A 14,913-nucleotide genomic window follows, 5' to 3' on the forward strand; every position below is an offset into this window, starting at 1 on the left:
ACGCACGTCTGGCGGTCACCCTAACCACACCCCGGCAGGACTGCAAAACTTTCAACCAGGCTGTCGTGACATTTCCGTGACCTGGTCGGGGAACGGTCAGGACGGGTGTCACACGGGTCACATGTGCCACAACGGCCACGCCTTCTCACATCTGTTCAGGCCGACTCGATCACCGGTCCCGGCACCGCGGTGACCATCCGCAGGGGAGGCACGAGGCCGCCGGCGGCGAGCACGTCGAGAGCGTGGGTCTCGTCGTCGGCCAGGGTCAGCTCGGGCGGTGGGCCGAGCAGGACGGTCACCACGCAGTCGTGGCACGCCAGGCCCCGCACGAGGCAGGTGTCGCAGTCGATTCGCGTCGTCATGCAGAGCACGATCACAGGCACCACCGACAGTCGCCCCCCGGAGACCGGGGTGCGGGCGTCGTACGGCGTGTCGGCGGGGGTTGTCGGTGCCCGGTCCTAGCGTCGAGGACGTGACCACCACGGCCCCCCTTCCCGCCGTCCGGGCCGACCCCGGCCGGCGCTGGGAGGCGCAACGCAGCTTCGACGAGCTGGGCCGCCCGCTGCGCGACCTGACCTTCTGCGTGGTCGACCTCGAGACCACCGGCGGCTCCGCCCAGGGCGGGTCGATGATCACCGAGGTCGGTGCGGTCAAGGTGCGCGGCGGCGAGGTGCTCGGGGAGTTCCAGACGTTGGTGAACCCCCACACCCAGATCCCGCCGTTCATCGCGGTGCTGACCGGCATCACCAACTCCATGGTCAGCGACGCCCCGCCGATCGAGTCGGTGCTGCCCGCCTTCCTCGAGTTCGCCGCCGGCACCGTGCTGGTCGCCCACAACGCGCCGTTCGACATCGGCTTCCTGAGCTGGTTCGCCGCCCGCCAGGGCGTGCCCTGGCCGAAGTTCGAGGTGCTCGACACAGCGAAGATCGCGCGCCGCGTGATCACCCGCGACGACGCACCCAACTGCAAGCTCTCCTCCCTCGCGAAGGTCTTCCGGTCGGCGACCACCCCCGACCACCGGGCGCTCTCCGACGCCCGGGCCACCGTCGACGTGCTGCACGGCCTGATGGAGCGGCTCGGCGGGCTCGGGGTCCACACCCTCGAGGAGCTCTCGACGTTCAGCGCCAAGGTCAGCACGGCGCAGCGACGCAAGCGCCATCTCGCCGAGGGGCTCCCCCACGCGCCGGGCGTCTACCTGTTCCGCGACGACCGCGACCGGGTCCTCTACATCGGCACCTCGCGCGACCTGCGCACCCGCGTCCGCTCCTACTTCACCGCCTCGGAGACCCGCTCCCGGATGGGTGAGATGGTCGGCCTGGCCGCGTCGGTGACCGGCATCGAGTGCGCGACGGCGCTGGAGGCCGAGGTGCGCGAGCTCCGGCTGATCGCCGAGCACAAGCCGAAGTACAACCGGCGCTCGCGGTTCCCCGAGAAGGTCCACTACCTCAAGCTCACCCGCGAGGCCTGGCCGCGGCTCTCCCTGGTGCGCCGGGTGCTCGACGACGACGCCGACTACCTCGGCCCCTTCTCCAGCAAGCGGACGGCGGAGAAGTCCCTGGCCGCGCTGCACGACACCTTCCCGGTGCGCCAGTGCTCCCAGCACCTGGGCCGGACCCCCGCCGCCTCCCCGTGCGTGCTCGCCGAGATGGGTCGGTGCCTGGCGCCCTGCGACGGCAGCGTCGACCTGACGACGTACGCCGCGGTGGTGCGCCAGCTGCGAGACAACCTCCTGCACCGTCCCGACGACGTGGTCGACCTGATCACCCGCCGGATGGCCGTGCTCGCCGCCGACCAGCGCTACGAGGAGGCCGGCGTGCACCGCGACCGGCTGGCGGCCTTCGTGCGGGCGGCTGCCCGCACCCAGCGGCTCTCGGCACTGACCGGCATCCCCCACCTCGTGGCCACCCGACGGGAGGACGACCCTTCGACCGGCTCAGGACACCGCCGCCGCTGGGCGGTGCACGTCGTCCGCCACGGTCGGCTGGCCGCGGCCGGCGTCATCCCGTCCGGCGCCGACGCTCATGCCTACGTCGCCCAGCTCGTCGCCAGCGGCGAGACGGTCCACGGCGGTCCGGGTCCGGTGCCGGCCGCGACGGCCGAGGAGACCGAGCGGATCCTGCGCTGGCTCGAGGCGCCGGGGGTCCGGCTGGTCGAGGTCGACGGCGAGTGGACCTGCCCGGTCGGCGGCGCCACCCGCCATCTCGCGCTGCACGACGCCGTCACCCAGTCGCGGCTCGACCTGGTGCCCTTCGACGACCGCCGCGCGCTGTCCCCGACGACCCGACCGGCTCGCTAGAGTCAGCCCATGATCACCGCCATCGTGTTCGTGAAGGCCGACGTCGCCGCGATCCCCGAGGTGGCGGAGGCGATCGCCGACCTCGAGGGCGTCAGCGAGGTCTACTCCGTGACCGGCCAGATCGACCTGATCGCCCTGGTCCGGGTCCGCAACCACGACGACGTCGCCTCCGTGGTCGCCGACCGGCTCAACAAGGTGCCCGGCGTGACCTCGACCGAGACCCACATCGCCTTCCGCGCCTACTCCCGCCACGACCTCGAGTCGGCCTTCGCGGTCGGCGTGGACTGACCCGTCGGCCCCTTCGGACACGGTTTTGCCAAACGCCCGACAGCATCGGGGCGGCCGACTTAGGCTGCGGCGTCCAGACTGTCTCGGGGAAGGCCCGCCGTGTCCGGTGTTCGTCGATCATCTCGCGTGCTGACCGTTCTCTGTGCCGCCGGCACGGTCGCCGCCTCTCTGCTGCTCGTGGCGCCGGCCCAGGCAGGCGTCAAGGCACCAACCGGGCTGGCGCCCACCGGACCGGTCTCCACGAGCACCCCGACCTTCACCTGGAACCGGGTCTCTGGTGCGACCGCCTACCAGATCGTGGTCGACGACTCCTCGTCGTTCAACAGCCCACTGATCTCCACCGCGACGGCCAACAACAAGTTCGTACCGACCACGAACCTCCCGGACGGTCAGATCTTCTGGCAGGTCAGGACCCAGACCGCGAACGGCCTGAGCGGCTGGTCCAGCGCGTCCGCGACCATCTCCCCTCACGCCGCCCCCACCCCGATCTCACCGGTCGGCGGCGTGGTGCTGGCGCAGCCCGACGCGCCGCCGTTGTTCACGTGGTCCGCGGTGACCGGAGCCGTGTCGTATGAGATCCAGGTCGACAACTCCGGCACCTGGACGTCCCCGACCACCTACGCCGCCACCGGTACGTCGTACTTCGTGGACACGCCGCAGGTACCTGGCACCTGGTTCTGGCGGGTGCGCGCCAACCGCGGCGGTGGACTGTTCACTGCCTGGAGCAGCTCGGCGAGCTACGTCGTCGGACAGCTCGACGACCCGACCCCCGGCGCGGACATGAACACCGGCGCTCCGATCCAGGACGTCTCGATCGACTGGCTGCCGGTTCCCGGTGCCACGAGCTACCAGCTGCAGGTCGGCAGCGATCCCGACTTCAACACCATCATCGACAACGTCGTCGTGGCGGGCACGCGGTACTCGCCTGCCACGACCTACGACAACGACCAGTACTACTGGCGCGTGCGGGCCATCGACGCCGGCACCAACCGGATGCCTTGGACGACAGCGGCGCCCTTCACGTTCCAGCGCAACTGGCCCGACCAGCCGACCCTGCAGTACCCCGCGAACCAGTTCAACCCGACCGTGGGCGACCCGATGTACTACCAGTGGACCGCCGTCCGACACGCCTCCCGCTACCAGCTCGACGTCGGCAGCGACCCGAACTTCTCGCCTGGCACGTTCGTGACGTGTGTGACGACGGGAACCACCTTCCCGGTCAACAATGCCTGTGGTCCGATGGGCGCCGGCGCCACGACATACTGGCGGGTCAAGGGTCTCGACGACCCGCGAGGCGTCGAGGGCATCTTCTCCGAGATCCACCACTTCGTGTACAGCAGCGGGCAGGTCACCCAGCTGTCGCCGACCAACGGCGCAACTGTCGACGTGCCGACGCTCAAGTGGCAGACCACCTCGAACGTGCAGACCTACCAGGTGGTGGTCAAGGACACGAATGGCACCACCGTCGCTTCCACGTCCACCAGCTCGAACACCTGGACGCCGGAGACGAACCTCCCCACGAGCGGAAACCCCTACACGTGGACGGTGCGCACCGTCTCGGCACAGAACGTCGTCTCTCCGCTGTACCCCGGCAAGACGTTCTCGGTGTCCGGGACCGTGCCGACGGCCAGCCCGGCACTGATCCCGATCACCGGGGTCTCCGGTGACCCGGCAACGTCAGACTTCCCGAATCTGACCTGGGGCGCGCAGTCCGGAGCTGCGTACTACCAGGTGCGGGTCGGGGTCCAGGGGACCGGCTTCTGGGACGCCAACGCATCGCACATCAGTGTGGCGACCTACCCCTACCCGGCCGCGACCGACACCGGTGTCCACTACCTCTCGCCCGGCACGTACTTCTGGTTCGTGGATGCCTACGACGCGAGCAACCACCTGGTCGGTGAGACCCCGAGTGGACAGTACGGCCAGTTCACAGTCAAGGACCTGGCAGACGCGTCCGGCCAGGAGGTGGCCCTCGACGGCAACGCGGCCGTGGCCTCTGCTCCCTCTGGCTGCACCAACGCCCTCTCGAACGTCGACGTGAACAGCCAGATCTGTGTGGGCGTCCCGGCGACCCCGGTCCTCAAGTGGAACCCGGTTCCCGGCGCCTCGGGCTATCTCGTGTACCTGGCTCAGGACCAGGAGCTGACCAACCGGGTCTCCAACGTCAACCCGTACGCCCAGACCACCAACACCGTGTGGCGGCCTCCGACAGATCTTCCGGACAACACGGCGCAGGACTCCTACTACTGGTTCATCCGGCCATGCAAGAGCCTCGGAGCCGGCATCTGCAACCCCGACCCGATCTCTACCCACGCCGCTGCCACGAACGCCTTCCGCAAGCAGTCGCTGCCGGTGAACCTGCAGAGCCCCGCGGACGGCGCGTCGGTGACGAACGAGCCGTCGTTCAGCTGGTCGGACTACTACGACACCAACCAGGCGAAGAAGTACGCGAACGGAGCCGAATCGTCCTACCAGACGGCGCGAACCTACCGGATCCAGATCTCGCAGAGCCCGACCTTCAACAGCCAGGTGGACGACCGTGAGGTCGACCAGCCGTTCTACACCCCGAACGACAGGACGCTGCCGCAGGGGCTGCTCTACTGGCGGGTCCAGGTGGTCGACCCAGCGTCCAACCACCTCACGTGGAGCCAGGTCCGCAGCTTCAGCAACGACCAGGCAGCGGTGAGCCTCGCGCCGACTCCGGGCAACGTCCCGTCCCCGGTCGGCGGGGAGACGGTCTCCGGGTCGACCCCGTTCCGTTGGGCACCGATGAACGGCGCGTCGCTCTACACCATCGAGGTGTACCGCAACGACGACGCGACCCACTCCCCCGCCAACCTGGTTTTCGCCGGCAACACCCGGGAGCCGGCGTTCGTCTGGCAGAACTACCTGCCGCCGTCGTCGACCGCCTACCGGTGGCGCGTGCGCTGGGTCGACGCGGGCAACCAACCTCGTCCGTTCTCGGCCGACGGCCGGTTCTTCGTGAGCTCCTCGTCGGTGACCCTGAACGGCCCGGCCGCAGGCACCTACCAGAAGGCCAACGGCCTGTACTTCACCTGGGCGGCAGCGCCGTTCGCGGCGAACTACCGCCTCGACATCCGCGATGCCAACGGCAACGTGACTTACTCAGCGACGACGGCCGCCACCGCGCACGCGCCTTCGTCCCTGGGCGACGGGGCATACCAATGGCGCGTGACGGCCCTGGATCCGAGCGGAGGCGCCATCGCCGTCAGCACCTGGCGGTCCTTCAAGATCGACTCGGCCGGGCCGACGGTCGTCGCGATCAGTCCGTCGGGGGTCGGCAAGCCCACGTCGAAGGTCAAGGTGACCTTCAACGAGAAGGTCAAGGGCGTCTCGACCACGTCGTTCTCTCTGCACGTGGCCGGGCGGACATCGAGGCTGCCCGCCAAGGTCAAGATGGCGAGCAACCACCGCGGGGCGACCCTGATCCCGAAGGCGAACCTCAAGAAGGGCAGGACCTACACCGTCAAGCTCTCCAAGGCGATCCACGACGCCGCCGGCAACCACATGGTCGCCTACACCTGGAGCTTCACGGTCTGAGGCGGCCCTCGGGGTTCGGCGGCCCTGGGTGACGGATCCCAGGGGCGGCCTCGGGTTCCGAGGTGGTGGACCTGACTGCGTCAGCCGGTGGTGCTTGCCGCTTCGTCGAGCACGGGAAGTCCGGCCTCGACGTCCGAGGTGACCGTGGTCCGGACGCCGTACCAGGCGACCCCGCAGGCCAGCGCCATGATCGCGCCGATGACCCACGGTGAGGGATGGACCCACGAGGGGTCTCCGGCGGAGATGCGTCGCTGGAGCTCGAGCTGCTCCACGTGCACGACGCAGGCGACCTGCACCACGGTCAGCAGCACTGCGCTGATCGCGATCAGCCGACCCCCCTCGGTCGGCGCGAAGCCGGCCTGGTCGAGCAGGAGCCCGCACAACGGGAGGAAGCCGATCAGGAACGGAAGCTCGTAGCGTCCCTGCCAGGCGGCCCCCATGCTGGGCATCAGGGCCAGGGCCAGGAGGATCGGGACCACGAGGGAGGCGACCACGAGCCAGAGCAGGACCCGGGAGCGCCGCGGGTCCGCGCCCCGTCGCCAGGCACCCCACGTCAGCAGCCCGATCACGAGGAAGGCCAGCGGGTAGGTCCAGATCGGGGCCGGGATGTCCCGGAACGGGAAGGCCCCGACCATCTGCATCATCCACAGGGGCACGTAGAAGGCGTGCGACCACTGGGCCGGGGCCTCGTAGACCTTGGCGCCGACCGGGACGTGGTAGCGCCCGGCGATCACCATCCACACCAGGCCCCACGCGGTGGCGGCCCCGACGGCGACCACGCCCGCGACGACCGTCGCGCGCCGGCGTACGACCAGCTGCCAGGTCGAGGCCCATCCCCGCAGCGTGACCACGCTGATCACGATGCACACGAGCCACAGCGGTCCGAGGTAGCGAAGGAAGGCGAGAGGTACGGCGGCCGCGAAGGCCGTCGCCAGCAGCAGTCGTTCGCGCCTCGCGCCGGCCGAGCCGTCCAGTGCCAGCAGGCTGGACCACAGGACGAGCCCCAGCCCCATCTCGGGACCGTTCGGGGCCGGGAGCACCCCGCTGAACAGCACCTGCGGCGTGATCGCGGCGACCAGCCCGAGCGCGGCCCAGCGTCCGGCCCCGGCGAAGGACAAGAGCCCGGCACCGAGCGCCAGCAGGCAGGCGGTGACCAGGGCAGTGGTGATCCGCATCGCGTACAGGGCCGCCGCCCCGTGGAAGGGACGGGCCACGGTGCCGACCACCCAGTAGAAGAGAGGGTTGTACTGGCCGGCGGTCGTGGCGATCTCCACCTGGTCGCCCCGAGTGGCGACCGGTCGACAGTTGTCGGGTCCGGTGTAGGGCAGGGCCTCGCACTGGGCACGAGCCCCCTCGACCAGGTCCGCGGGCACCCACACCAGCCAGCCGCGGCCGTCGACCGGCGCCTCGGTGAGGTGCCACTGTCCCGAGGCCACCCCCGCTGCCCGGTACGCGTGGTCGAACTCGTCGATGCCGCGGAACGGGGGGACGGCCAGGATCCAGGCCGCCTGCGCCAGCAGTACCGCGACCAGCACCCACGCACTGCGTCGTACGGCGAGACGCACCCGCTCGTCCGTCACGTCGTCACGACCTCGCCGACGGTCTGGGCCTCGCCCGTGGCGGCCGCCCGGAGCATCGTCTCGGCGACCTCGACGGTGTGGGTGGCGTCCTCGACGGTGACCACGCGCCGGTTTCCTCCGCCGACGGCGTCGCGGAAGGCCTCGAGCTCGACCACGAGCGGCTCGCGCTTGGGGATGGCGTAGCGGATCACGTCGCCCTGGACGACGCCGCGGAAGGAGGCGAGCGTGTCCCACGAGACCGGCGCCAGCCCGTTGGAGTAGAACGTGAGGTCGCCGGCGATGGTGTCGGCGACCAAGGTGCCGCGCTCACCGGTGACGACGGTGATCCGTTCCTTGAGCGGGGAGAGCCAGTTCACCAGGTGGTTGACCACGATTCCGCCCTCGAGCGTCCCGACCGCTGCGACCAGGTCCTCGTGCTCACGCCCGGAACGGTTGGCGGTGTGTGCCGAGAGCGTGACGTAGGAGCGCTTGGTGACCCAGGCCGTGAGGTCGACGTCGTGCGTCGCCAGGTCGAGCACGACGCCGATGTCGGCGATCCGGGCCGGGAACGGACCCTGCCGTCGCGTCGCGATCTGGTAGATCGCCCCCAGCTCGCCGTTCGAGAGCCGACGGCGGAGCTCCTGGAGCGCCGGGTTGTAGCGCTCGATGTGACCGACGCAGGCGACGAGTCCGGCGCTGGTGAACGCCGCGGCGATGCGGCGAGCCGACGCGACATCGGGCGCCACCGGCTTCTCGATCAGGGCGTGGACCCCCGCCTCGGCGAGCTGTACGGCCACGGCCTCGTGGCTCGACGTCGGGACGCACACGACCGCGAGGTCGATCCCCAGCGCGAGCAGGTCCTCGACCCGGGGTACGACGTTCAGGTGCGCGTTGGTGCGGTCCAGCTGCGGGGCCGGGTCGGCGATCCCGACGAGCTCGACTCCCTCGAGGGACGACAGCACGCGCGCGTGGTGGCGACCCATCTGTCCGAGACCCACGAGCCCGGCGCGGAGATCAGCCACGACCGCTCCCCCCGTCGTTCACCGCGTCGACCACCCGGTCGACCTCGTCGGGCGTGAGCCCGGGCCGGATCGGCAGCGAGAGCACCTCCCGGCAGGCGCGTTCGGTCTCGGGCAGGGCCAGGTCGAGGTCGTAGGCCGGCAGCCGGTGCACCGGCACCGGGTAGTAGACCGCGCAGTCCACGCCGGCGGCGTCGAGGCGTCCGGCCAGCCCGTCGCGGTCCGTGGACCGGACGGTGTACTGGTGCCACACCGGCTCGGCCAACGGGTCCACGACGGGGGTCACCACGCCGCGCAGCCGTGCGCTGTAGGTCGCGGCGAGGGTCTGCCGCTCACGGTTCCAGCCGGCCAGCCGACGCAGCTGGACCCGGCCGATGGCGGCCGCGAGGTCGGTCATCCGGTTGTTCAGGCCCGCCACCTCGTTGTGGTAGCGCTGCTCCATGCCCTGGTTGCGCAGGAGCCGCACCAGGCGGGCGGTCTCGGGGTCGCGGCACACCACCATGCCGCCCTCTCCGGTGGTCATGTTCTTGGTGGCGTAGAAGCTGAAGGCGGCGATCTGGCCCAGCGCGCCGACCGGTGTCCCGGCGTACGACGCGCCGTGGGCCTGCGCGGCGTCCTCCAGCAGGAGCAGTCCGTGTCGCTCGGCCAGCCGCTCGAGCTCGGCCCACTGCACGGGGTGCCCGTAGAGGTGAACCGGCATGATCGCGACCGTGCGCTCGGTGATCGCGTCTGCGACCGCGCGGGGGTCGAGCCCGAAGGTGCCGGGCTCGATGTCGGCGAACACCGGCGTCGCGCCGGTCAGGGCGACCGCGTTGGCGGTCGCGGCGAAGGTGAAGGACGGCACCACCACCTCGTCGCCGGGGCCGATGCCTGCCGCCAGCAGGCCGAGATGGAGCGCACTGGTGCCCGAGTTCACGGCCACGCACTCGCGGCCGGCCACGAGCGAGGAGAACTCCTGCTCGAAGGCCGCGACCTCCTGCCCCTGGACCACGCGGCCGCTGCGCAGGACCCGCAGCGCGGCATCGGCCTCGTCACCGCCGAGGTCGACGTGAACCGCGGAGACCCTGGTGGCCACCTCCGGCTCGCTACTCGCTGTCTGCTTCACGCAGGGCTCCCTCTGTCTCGACGAACGACGACCCGGTCACGGGACAGTGCCAGTGACCGCCCCCGTCGTCGCTGAGGCGGTGTCCGGCTGGTCCGACCCACCCGACGCGTCGTGCCGGCGACCCGACCACCAGCGCGAAGTCGGGGACGTCGCGCACCACGACGGCTCCGGCGGCGACCATCGCCCACCGTCCGATCTCCACCGGCGCGACGCACACCGCACGGGCGCCCAGCGAGGCGCCGTACCGGACGCTGACGCCCACCGGCTCCCAGTCGTCGGCTCCGGCAGGCTGCCCGTCGGGTCGCACCGCCCGCGGGTGTCGGTCGTTGGTGAGCACCACGTGCGGCCCGACGAAGACGCCGTCCTCGATGACGGCAGGTTCGTAGACCTGGGCGAAGTTCTGGATCTTGACGTGGTCGCCCACCCGGACACCCACCCCGACGTAGGCACCGCGTCCGAGCACGCAGCCGCGCCCGATCACCGCACCCTCGCGCACCTGGGCCAGCTCCCACACGCGAGTGCCCTCCCCCACGACGGCACTCGTCGACACCTGCGCCTCGGTCACAGGTTGCCTTCCTGGATGTCCAGCTGGAGCGCGGACACCAGGAAGTGCAGACCGCTCAGCAAGGGGGCCACGGCCAGCAGCACCGTCCCCGGGGTGGCGACGGGTGGACCGAGCGTGGTCACGATGGTGAAGACGCTGAAGACCAGCCCGACGGTGACCAGGAAGAGCCCGGTGAAGAACATCAGCGCCACCGCCGAGAAGGACTGGAGGACGTACTTCCACCACATCCGGTGCCAGAAGCCACGCCACAGGTTGCGGAACATCCGGGGCGCGGCGCTGCGCAGCTTCAGGCCGGAGACCTCGTCGCCGTACAACGCCGGGATCGGGACGTCGCGGGCCGGGACGCGCAGCACGTTGAGCTTGATCAGGAGGTCGTTCTCGAACTCGTAGCGCTGTGAGAGCCGGTCGAGGTCGAGCCGTTCCAGCGCCGACCGGTGGATCGCGGTGTAGCCGTTCTGCGGGTCGAAGAGTCCCCAGTAGCCGGAGGCGGCCTTGGTCAGGAACGACATCACGATGTTGCCGACGATCCGGTGCCGGGGCATCCCGGCGAAGGAGCCTTCGCCGTAGAACCGGTTGGCCTTGGTGAAGCGGGCATCGCCGTCCGCGATCGGGTCCAGCAGCAGGGGCAGGTACGCCGGGTCCATCTGGGCGTCACCGGCCATCACCACGCTGACGTCGCAGCCGAGCTCGAGCGCCCGCTTGTGCCCGGCGATGATCGCTCCGCCGACGCCGCGGTTCTGCTCGAGGCGATGGACCTCGCACCGCGGGTCCCCGACCGCCTCGGCGCTCTGCCCGGTCTGGTCCGTGCTGGCGTCGTCGACCACGATCACGTGGTCGACGAATGCGGGGGCGGTCTGGACGACACGGCCCACCAGACGCTCTTCGTTGTGGGCGGGGACGACGATCGCGACGCGCAGATCCCTGTACACGTCAGCTCCTTCTGGTTCGCAACGAGAATAGGGGCTGACGCGACGTTTGGGGCGCAAATGCACGCGTGGGGTCAGGGCAAGAGTTCCCGCACGACCGCGTCGGCGAGCAGCCGTCCCTCCCGGGTCAGGACCAGTCGCTCGGCCGCGAGCTCGACCAGGCCGCGCTCACCCAGCTCGGCGACGGCTCGCCGGCCGGTCGCCTCCAGCACCGAGACCGGGAGGCCGTCACGCAGCCGGAGCTCCAGCAGCACCCGCTCGACCCGCCGGGTCTCCTCGTCGAGGACCTCCCGCGCGGCGGCCGGGCTGACGTCCTCGGCCAGGCGGGCGGCGTACGCCGCGGGGTGCTTGACGTTCCACCAGCGCACTCCCCCGACATGGCTGTGCGCGCCGGGGCCGACCCCCCACCAGTGACCCCCCGTCCAGTAGAGCTCGTTGTGGCGGCACCGGCTGTCGAGGTCGCGCGCCCAGTTGGAGACCTCGTACCAGCGCAGCCCGGCGGCGGCCAGCCGCTCGTCGGCCACGACATATTTGTCCGCGAGGTCGTCCTGGTCCGGCATCGGCAGCTCCCCGCGAGCCACCCGCCGGGCCAGCGCCGTACCGGGCTCGACGATCAGCGAGTACGCCGAGACGTGGTCGGGCGCGCACGCCAGCGCGGCCTCGAGCGAGACCTCCCAGTCCGCGAGGCTCTCCCCCGGGGTGCCGTAGATCAGGTCGAGGCTGACCTGCTCGAACCCGGCCGTGCGCGCCCAGTCCACGACGGCAGGCACCCGGAGCGGGTCGTGGGTGCGGTCCAGCGTGGCGAGCACCGCGTCGACGGCCGACTGCATGCCGAAGCTGAGCCGGGTGAAGCCCGACGCGCGCAGGGCCTCGAGGTCCCAGGCGGCGACGCTGTCGGGGTTGGCCTCGGTGGTGACCTCCACCCCCGGCGCCAGCCCGAACTCGGCGGCCACCGCCGCCAGCACGGACGCCAGGTCGCTCGAGCCGAGCAGCGTCGGCGTCCCTCCGCCGAAGAAGACGGTCGAGACCGGCAGGTCGACGTCGCCGAGCACCCGACGGGCCAGCCTGACCTCGGCGATGGCCGCCTCGGCGTACGTCGTCCGCGAGGCACCGGGGAGGTCGCCGAGCTCTTCGGCGGTGTAGGTGTTGAAGTCGCAGTAGCCGCACCGCACCGTGCAGAACGGCACGTGGACGTAGATGCCGAACGGGCGGCTCCCCAGCTCGGCCCGGGCGGACTCGGGCAGCGAGCCGTCCGCGGGGGCCGGGTCTCCCGAGGGCAGCGAGGACGGCACCCGGCCATCCAACCACCCGTACGGTCTCCCACCGGCCCTAGCCGGGTGGCACCGGCGTCGAGTCGGCACCACAGAGCAGGGGGCCGGGCCGCGACGCGACCCGACCCTGCCCTGCCGGACACGACCCCTCGTGCCCGCCCCCGTCGTACCGTTCCGGGCGGCTGCCCGGTCACTGTCTCGGTCAGCGAGGGCGCTCGAAGTCGATGCCCTCGTCGGTCACGTCGTCGGCGGGAGCCTGGCGGACCGCGTGTCCCTCGACGTCGTCGTCCTCGACCAGCCCCTGACGGACCCGCTCGTCCACGGGCGCCTGACGCACGCGGTGGCCCTCGACGTCGTCGTCCACGAGCCCCTGACGGACCCGCTCGTCCACGGGCGCCTGGCGCACACGGTGACCCTCGACGTCGTCGTCGACCAGGCCGGACTTGGTGCGCTCGTCGATCGGAGCCTGGCGCACGCGGTGACCCTCGACGTCGTCCTGGTCAGCCCCGGTGGTGTTCTCGTTGATGTTCTCGGTCATGGCCTGCTGCCTCTCTGATGAGCCCGGCGGGCTGCTGATGACCTGATCGTGCTCTGCCGCCACCCATCCGTCTGTCGGATGCCCGACACATCGTCGAGGTCGGCCGTCCGGTGCCGGGCGCTCACACCGCGAGCCGGTGCGTGACGACCTCCTCGGTCGCGGCGAGCGAGTCGTCGTGCCCGGTCACCGCGCCCAGGAACTCGGCGCGGTCCAGCGCATAGAGCCGGGTCGGGGACGTGGCGGTCACGGAGGCGGTGCGGGGGACGTCGCGCAGCAGCCCGATCTCGCCGAAGAAGTCGCCATCCGTCTCCGTGCGCAGCAGGGTGCCGGCCTGGGTGACCTGCACCTCGCCCGACCCGATCACGTAGAACCGGTCCGAGACCTCGCCCTCGGCGACCACGACCGTGCCCGGCGCCACGTCGACCTGGACCAGCCGGCGGGCCAGGGACTCCCGAGTGGCGGGTGACAGCGGGGCGAAGAGGGCCAGGGAGCTGAGCAGCGGGAGGGTGACGGGCTGCTCGAGCCGCACGTCGAGGCGCCGCATGTGCGGCCAGGTCGAGACGGCGTACGCCGTCACCACGACGCCCAGGAGCGCCAGCGACCCGCGCAGCCCCAGCGTGTCGAGCAGCCACGGTGCGACCAGGGCGCCGAGCGCGATCGCACCGGTCAGCGAGCTGTCCACGGCGGCATACACGCGCGAGATGGCGCGCTCCGGAGCGATCCGCTGCGGGATCGTCTCCAGGCCGAGGTTCACCCAGGGATCCATCAGGCCGATCACGGCCAGGGCGAGGACGGTGGTGATCGGCGACGGCACCGCCGCCATCACCAGCAACGGCACGGACCAGCCGAGCACCCCGAGCGTCATGTCGGACCCGAGCCGCCCGCCCTTCATCCGGCCCAGCACCACGGCCCCGCCGACGATGGTCATCGCTCCGATCACGGTGTTCAGGAAGCCGACACCGGCGGGGCCGGTGTTCAGCGTCGTCACGGCGAGCACCACGAGGAACACCATCAGCGCACCCCAGATGAACCCCTGGCAGAACGCCAGCAGCGAGGTCGTGCGCAGGTCCCGTTCGCGGGCCACCAGCGCGAATCCCGCGGTGACCTGACGCAGGAAGCCCCCCTCCTCGTCGTCGGCGGCCGGGTCACCGGTGGTCGCCGGCCGGTGCGGCACCCGGACGCCGAGCACCAGCAGGAAGGAGACCAGGAAGCTGCCGACGTTGACCCAGAAGACGAGCTCGACCCCGGTCAGCCCGACCAGCGCAGCCCCGAGGGCCGGGCCGACGAAGACCACGACGTTCTCCAGGTTGGCGGCCACCGCGTTGGCCGCGGTGAGCTGCTCGGGCTCGTCGACCAGCTGGGGGATCAGGCCGGCCTGGGCGGCCCGGAACGGTCCGCCCACGACCGCCGCCAGCAGCCCCAGCGCGTAGATCGTCCACGACGGCCCACCGACGCCCAGGGACAGCGCAGCACCGGCGACCAGGACGGCCCGGACCAGGTCGAGGGTGATCATGAACGCGCGGCGCGGCACCCGGTCCGCGACCACCGCCCCGAGCGGCGCCGTGAACGCCATCGAGACGAATCGCGCCGCGGTGAACGCGCCGACCGCGGCCGCCCCGCCGTCGCGGTAGGCCCAGACGGTCAGTGCCGTCCCGTAGGCCCAGTCCCCGACCAGCGAACCGAAGAAGGCCAGCTGCACCCGGCGCAGCGGCTTGTTGGCCAGGACGCGCCGCAGGGACTGGCCGACCGTCACCTCCACCGTGCCGGCCATCGGGCCCCCTCCGT

General features: G+C 71.2%; 12 protein-coding genes. 3 read left to right on the forward strand and 9 right to left on the reverse strand.

Translation table 11 applies throughout. The features are described from left to right. Positions 1-155: 155 nt before the first annotated feature. Entirely contained in the window at positions 156-362 is a 207-nt protein-coding gene (locus tag E3N83_RS07780; protein WP_151082744.1) for a hypothetical protein, read from the reverse strand. A 110-nt stretch (positions 363-472) separates the two neighbouring features. On the opposite strand from E3N83_RS07780, the gene E3N83_RS07785 reads away from it, so the two are divergent. The 3 genes from E3N83_RS07785 (at position 473) to E3N83_RS07795 (ending at position 6,145) form a co-directional block, all read left to right on the forward strand. After that, a complete protein-coding gene (locus E3N83_RS07785; protein ID WP_151082745.1) occupies positions 473-2,296 on the forward strand; it encodes a DEDD exonuclease domain-containing protein in 1,824 nt (607 codons plus the stop codon). A gap of 9 nt (positions 2,297-2,305) precedes the next feature. Further along, positions 2,306-2,584 (forward strand): Lrp/AsnC family transcriptional regulator, encoded by a 279-nt coding sequence (locus E3N83_RS07790; protein WP_151082746.1) that lies wholly within the window; start codon positions 2,306-2,308, stop codon positions 2,582-2,584. A gap of 126 nt (positions 2,585-2,710) precedes the next feature. After that, on the forward strand, positions 2,711-6,145 hold the full coding sequence (locus E3N83_RS07795; RefSeq protein WP_151082747.1) for an Ig-like domain-containing domain: 3,435 nt from the start codon (positions 2,711-2,713) through the stop codon (positions 6,143-6,145). 80 nt (positions 6,146-6,225) lie between these two features. Here E3N83_RS07795 and E3N83_RS07800 read toward each other — a convergent pair whose 3' ends face one another. The 8 genes from E3N83_RS07800 to E3N83_RS07835 all read right to left on the reverse strand — a co-directional run bounded on the left by E3N83_RS07800 (position 6,226) and on the right by E3N83_RS07835 (position 14,899). Next, positions 6,226-7,725 (reverse strand): DUF2142 domain-containing protein, encoded by a 1,500-nt coding sequence (locus E3N83_RS07800; RefSeq protein WP_151082748.1) that lies wholly within the window; start codon positions 7,723-7,725, stop codon positions 6,226-6,228. Continuing rightward, complete coding sequence (locus tag E3N83_RS07805) at positions 7,722-8,726, reverse strand: Gfo/Idh/MocA family protein (RefSeq protein ID WP_151082749.1); 1,005 nt, start codon at positions 8,724-8,726, stop codon at positions 7,722-7,724. The genes E3N83_RS07800 and E3N83_RS07805 overlap by 4 nt, the downstream gene beginning before the upstream one ends. After that, entirely contained in the window at positions 8,719-9,798 is a 1,080-nt protein-coding gene (locus E3N83_RS07810; protein ID WP_151085020.1) for a DegT/DnrJ/EryC1/StrS family aminotransferase, read from the reverse strand. Before E3N83_RS07810 ends, E3N83_RS07805 begins: the two co-directional genes overlap by 8 nt. A gap of 10 nt (positions 9,799-9,808) precedes the next feature. Then, positions 9,809-10,393 carry an acyltransferase gene (locus tag E3N83_RS07815; RefSeq protein ID WP_151082750.1) on the reverse strand — a complete coding sequence of 195 codons (585 nt, stop codon included), beginning with the start codon at positions 10,391-10,393 and terminating at the stop codon, positions 9,809-9,811. Then, complete coding sequence (locus E3N83_RS07820) at positions 10,390-11,322, reverse strand: glycosyltransferase family 2 protein (RefSeq protein WP_191908005.1); 933 nt, start codon at positions 11,320-11,322, stop codon at positions 10,390-10,392. The genes E3N83_RS07815 and E3N83_RS07820 overlap by 4 nt, the downstream gene beginning before the upstream one ends. Positions 11,323-11,393: 71 nt before the next feature. Next, positions 11,394-12,611, reverse strand: a complete 1,218-nt coding sequence (hemW, locus tag E3N83_RS07825; RefSeq protein WP_151082752.1) for a radical SAM family heme chaperone HemW — start codon at positions 12,609-12,611, stop codon at positions 11,394-11,396. A gap of 181 nt (positions 12,612-12,792) precedes the next feature. Beyond that, positions 12,793-13,128: a hypothetical protein gene (locus E3N83_RS07830; protein ID WP_151082753.1), complete on the reverse strand. Its 336-nt coding sequence runs from the start codon at positions 13,126-13,128 to the stop codon at positions 12,793-12,795. A 121-nt stretch (positions 13,129-13,249) separates the two neighbouring features. Further along, positions 13,250-14,899, reverse strand: coding sequence for an MFS transporter (locus E3N83_RS07835; RefSeq protein WP_151082754.1), 1,650 nt, complete (start codon positions 14,897-14,899; stop codon positions 13,250-13,252). Positions 14,900-14,913 lie beyond the last annotated feature (14 nt).

It is taken from the genome of Nocardioides cynanchi, assembly GCF_008761635.1.
Taxonomy (GTDB): Bacteria; Actinomycetota; Actinomycetes; order Propionibacteriales; family Nocardioidaceae; genus Nocardioides; species Nocardioides cynanchi.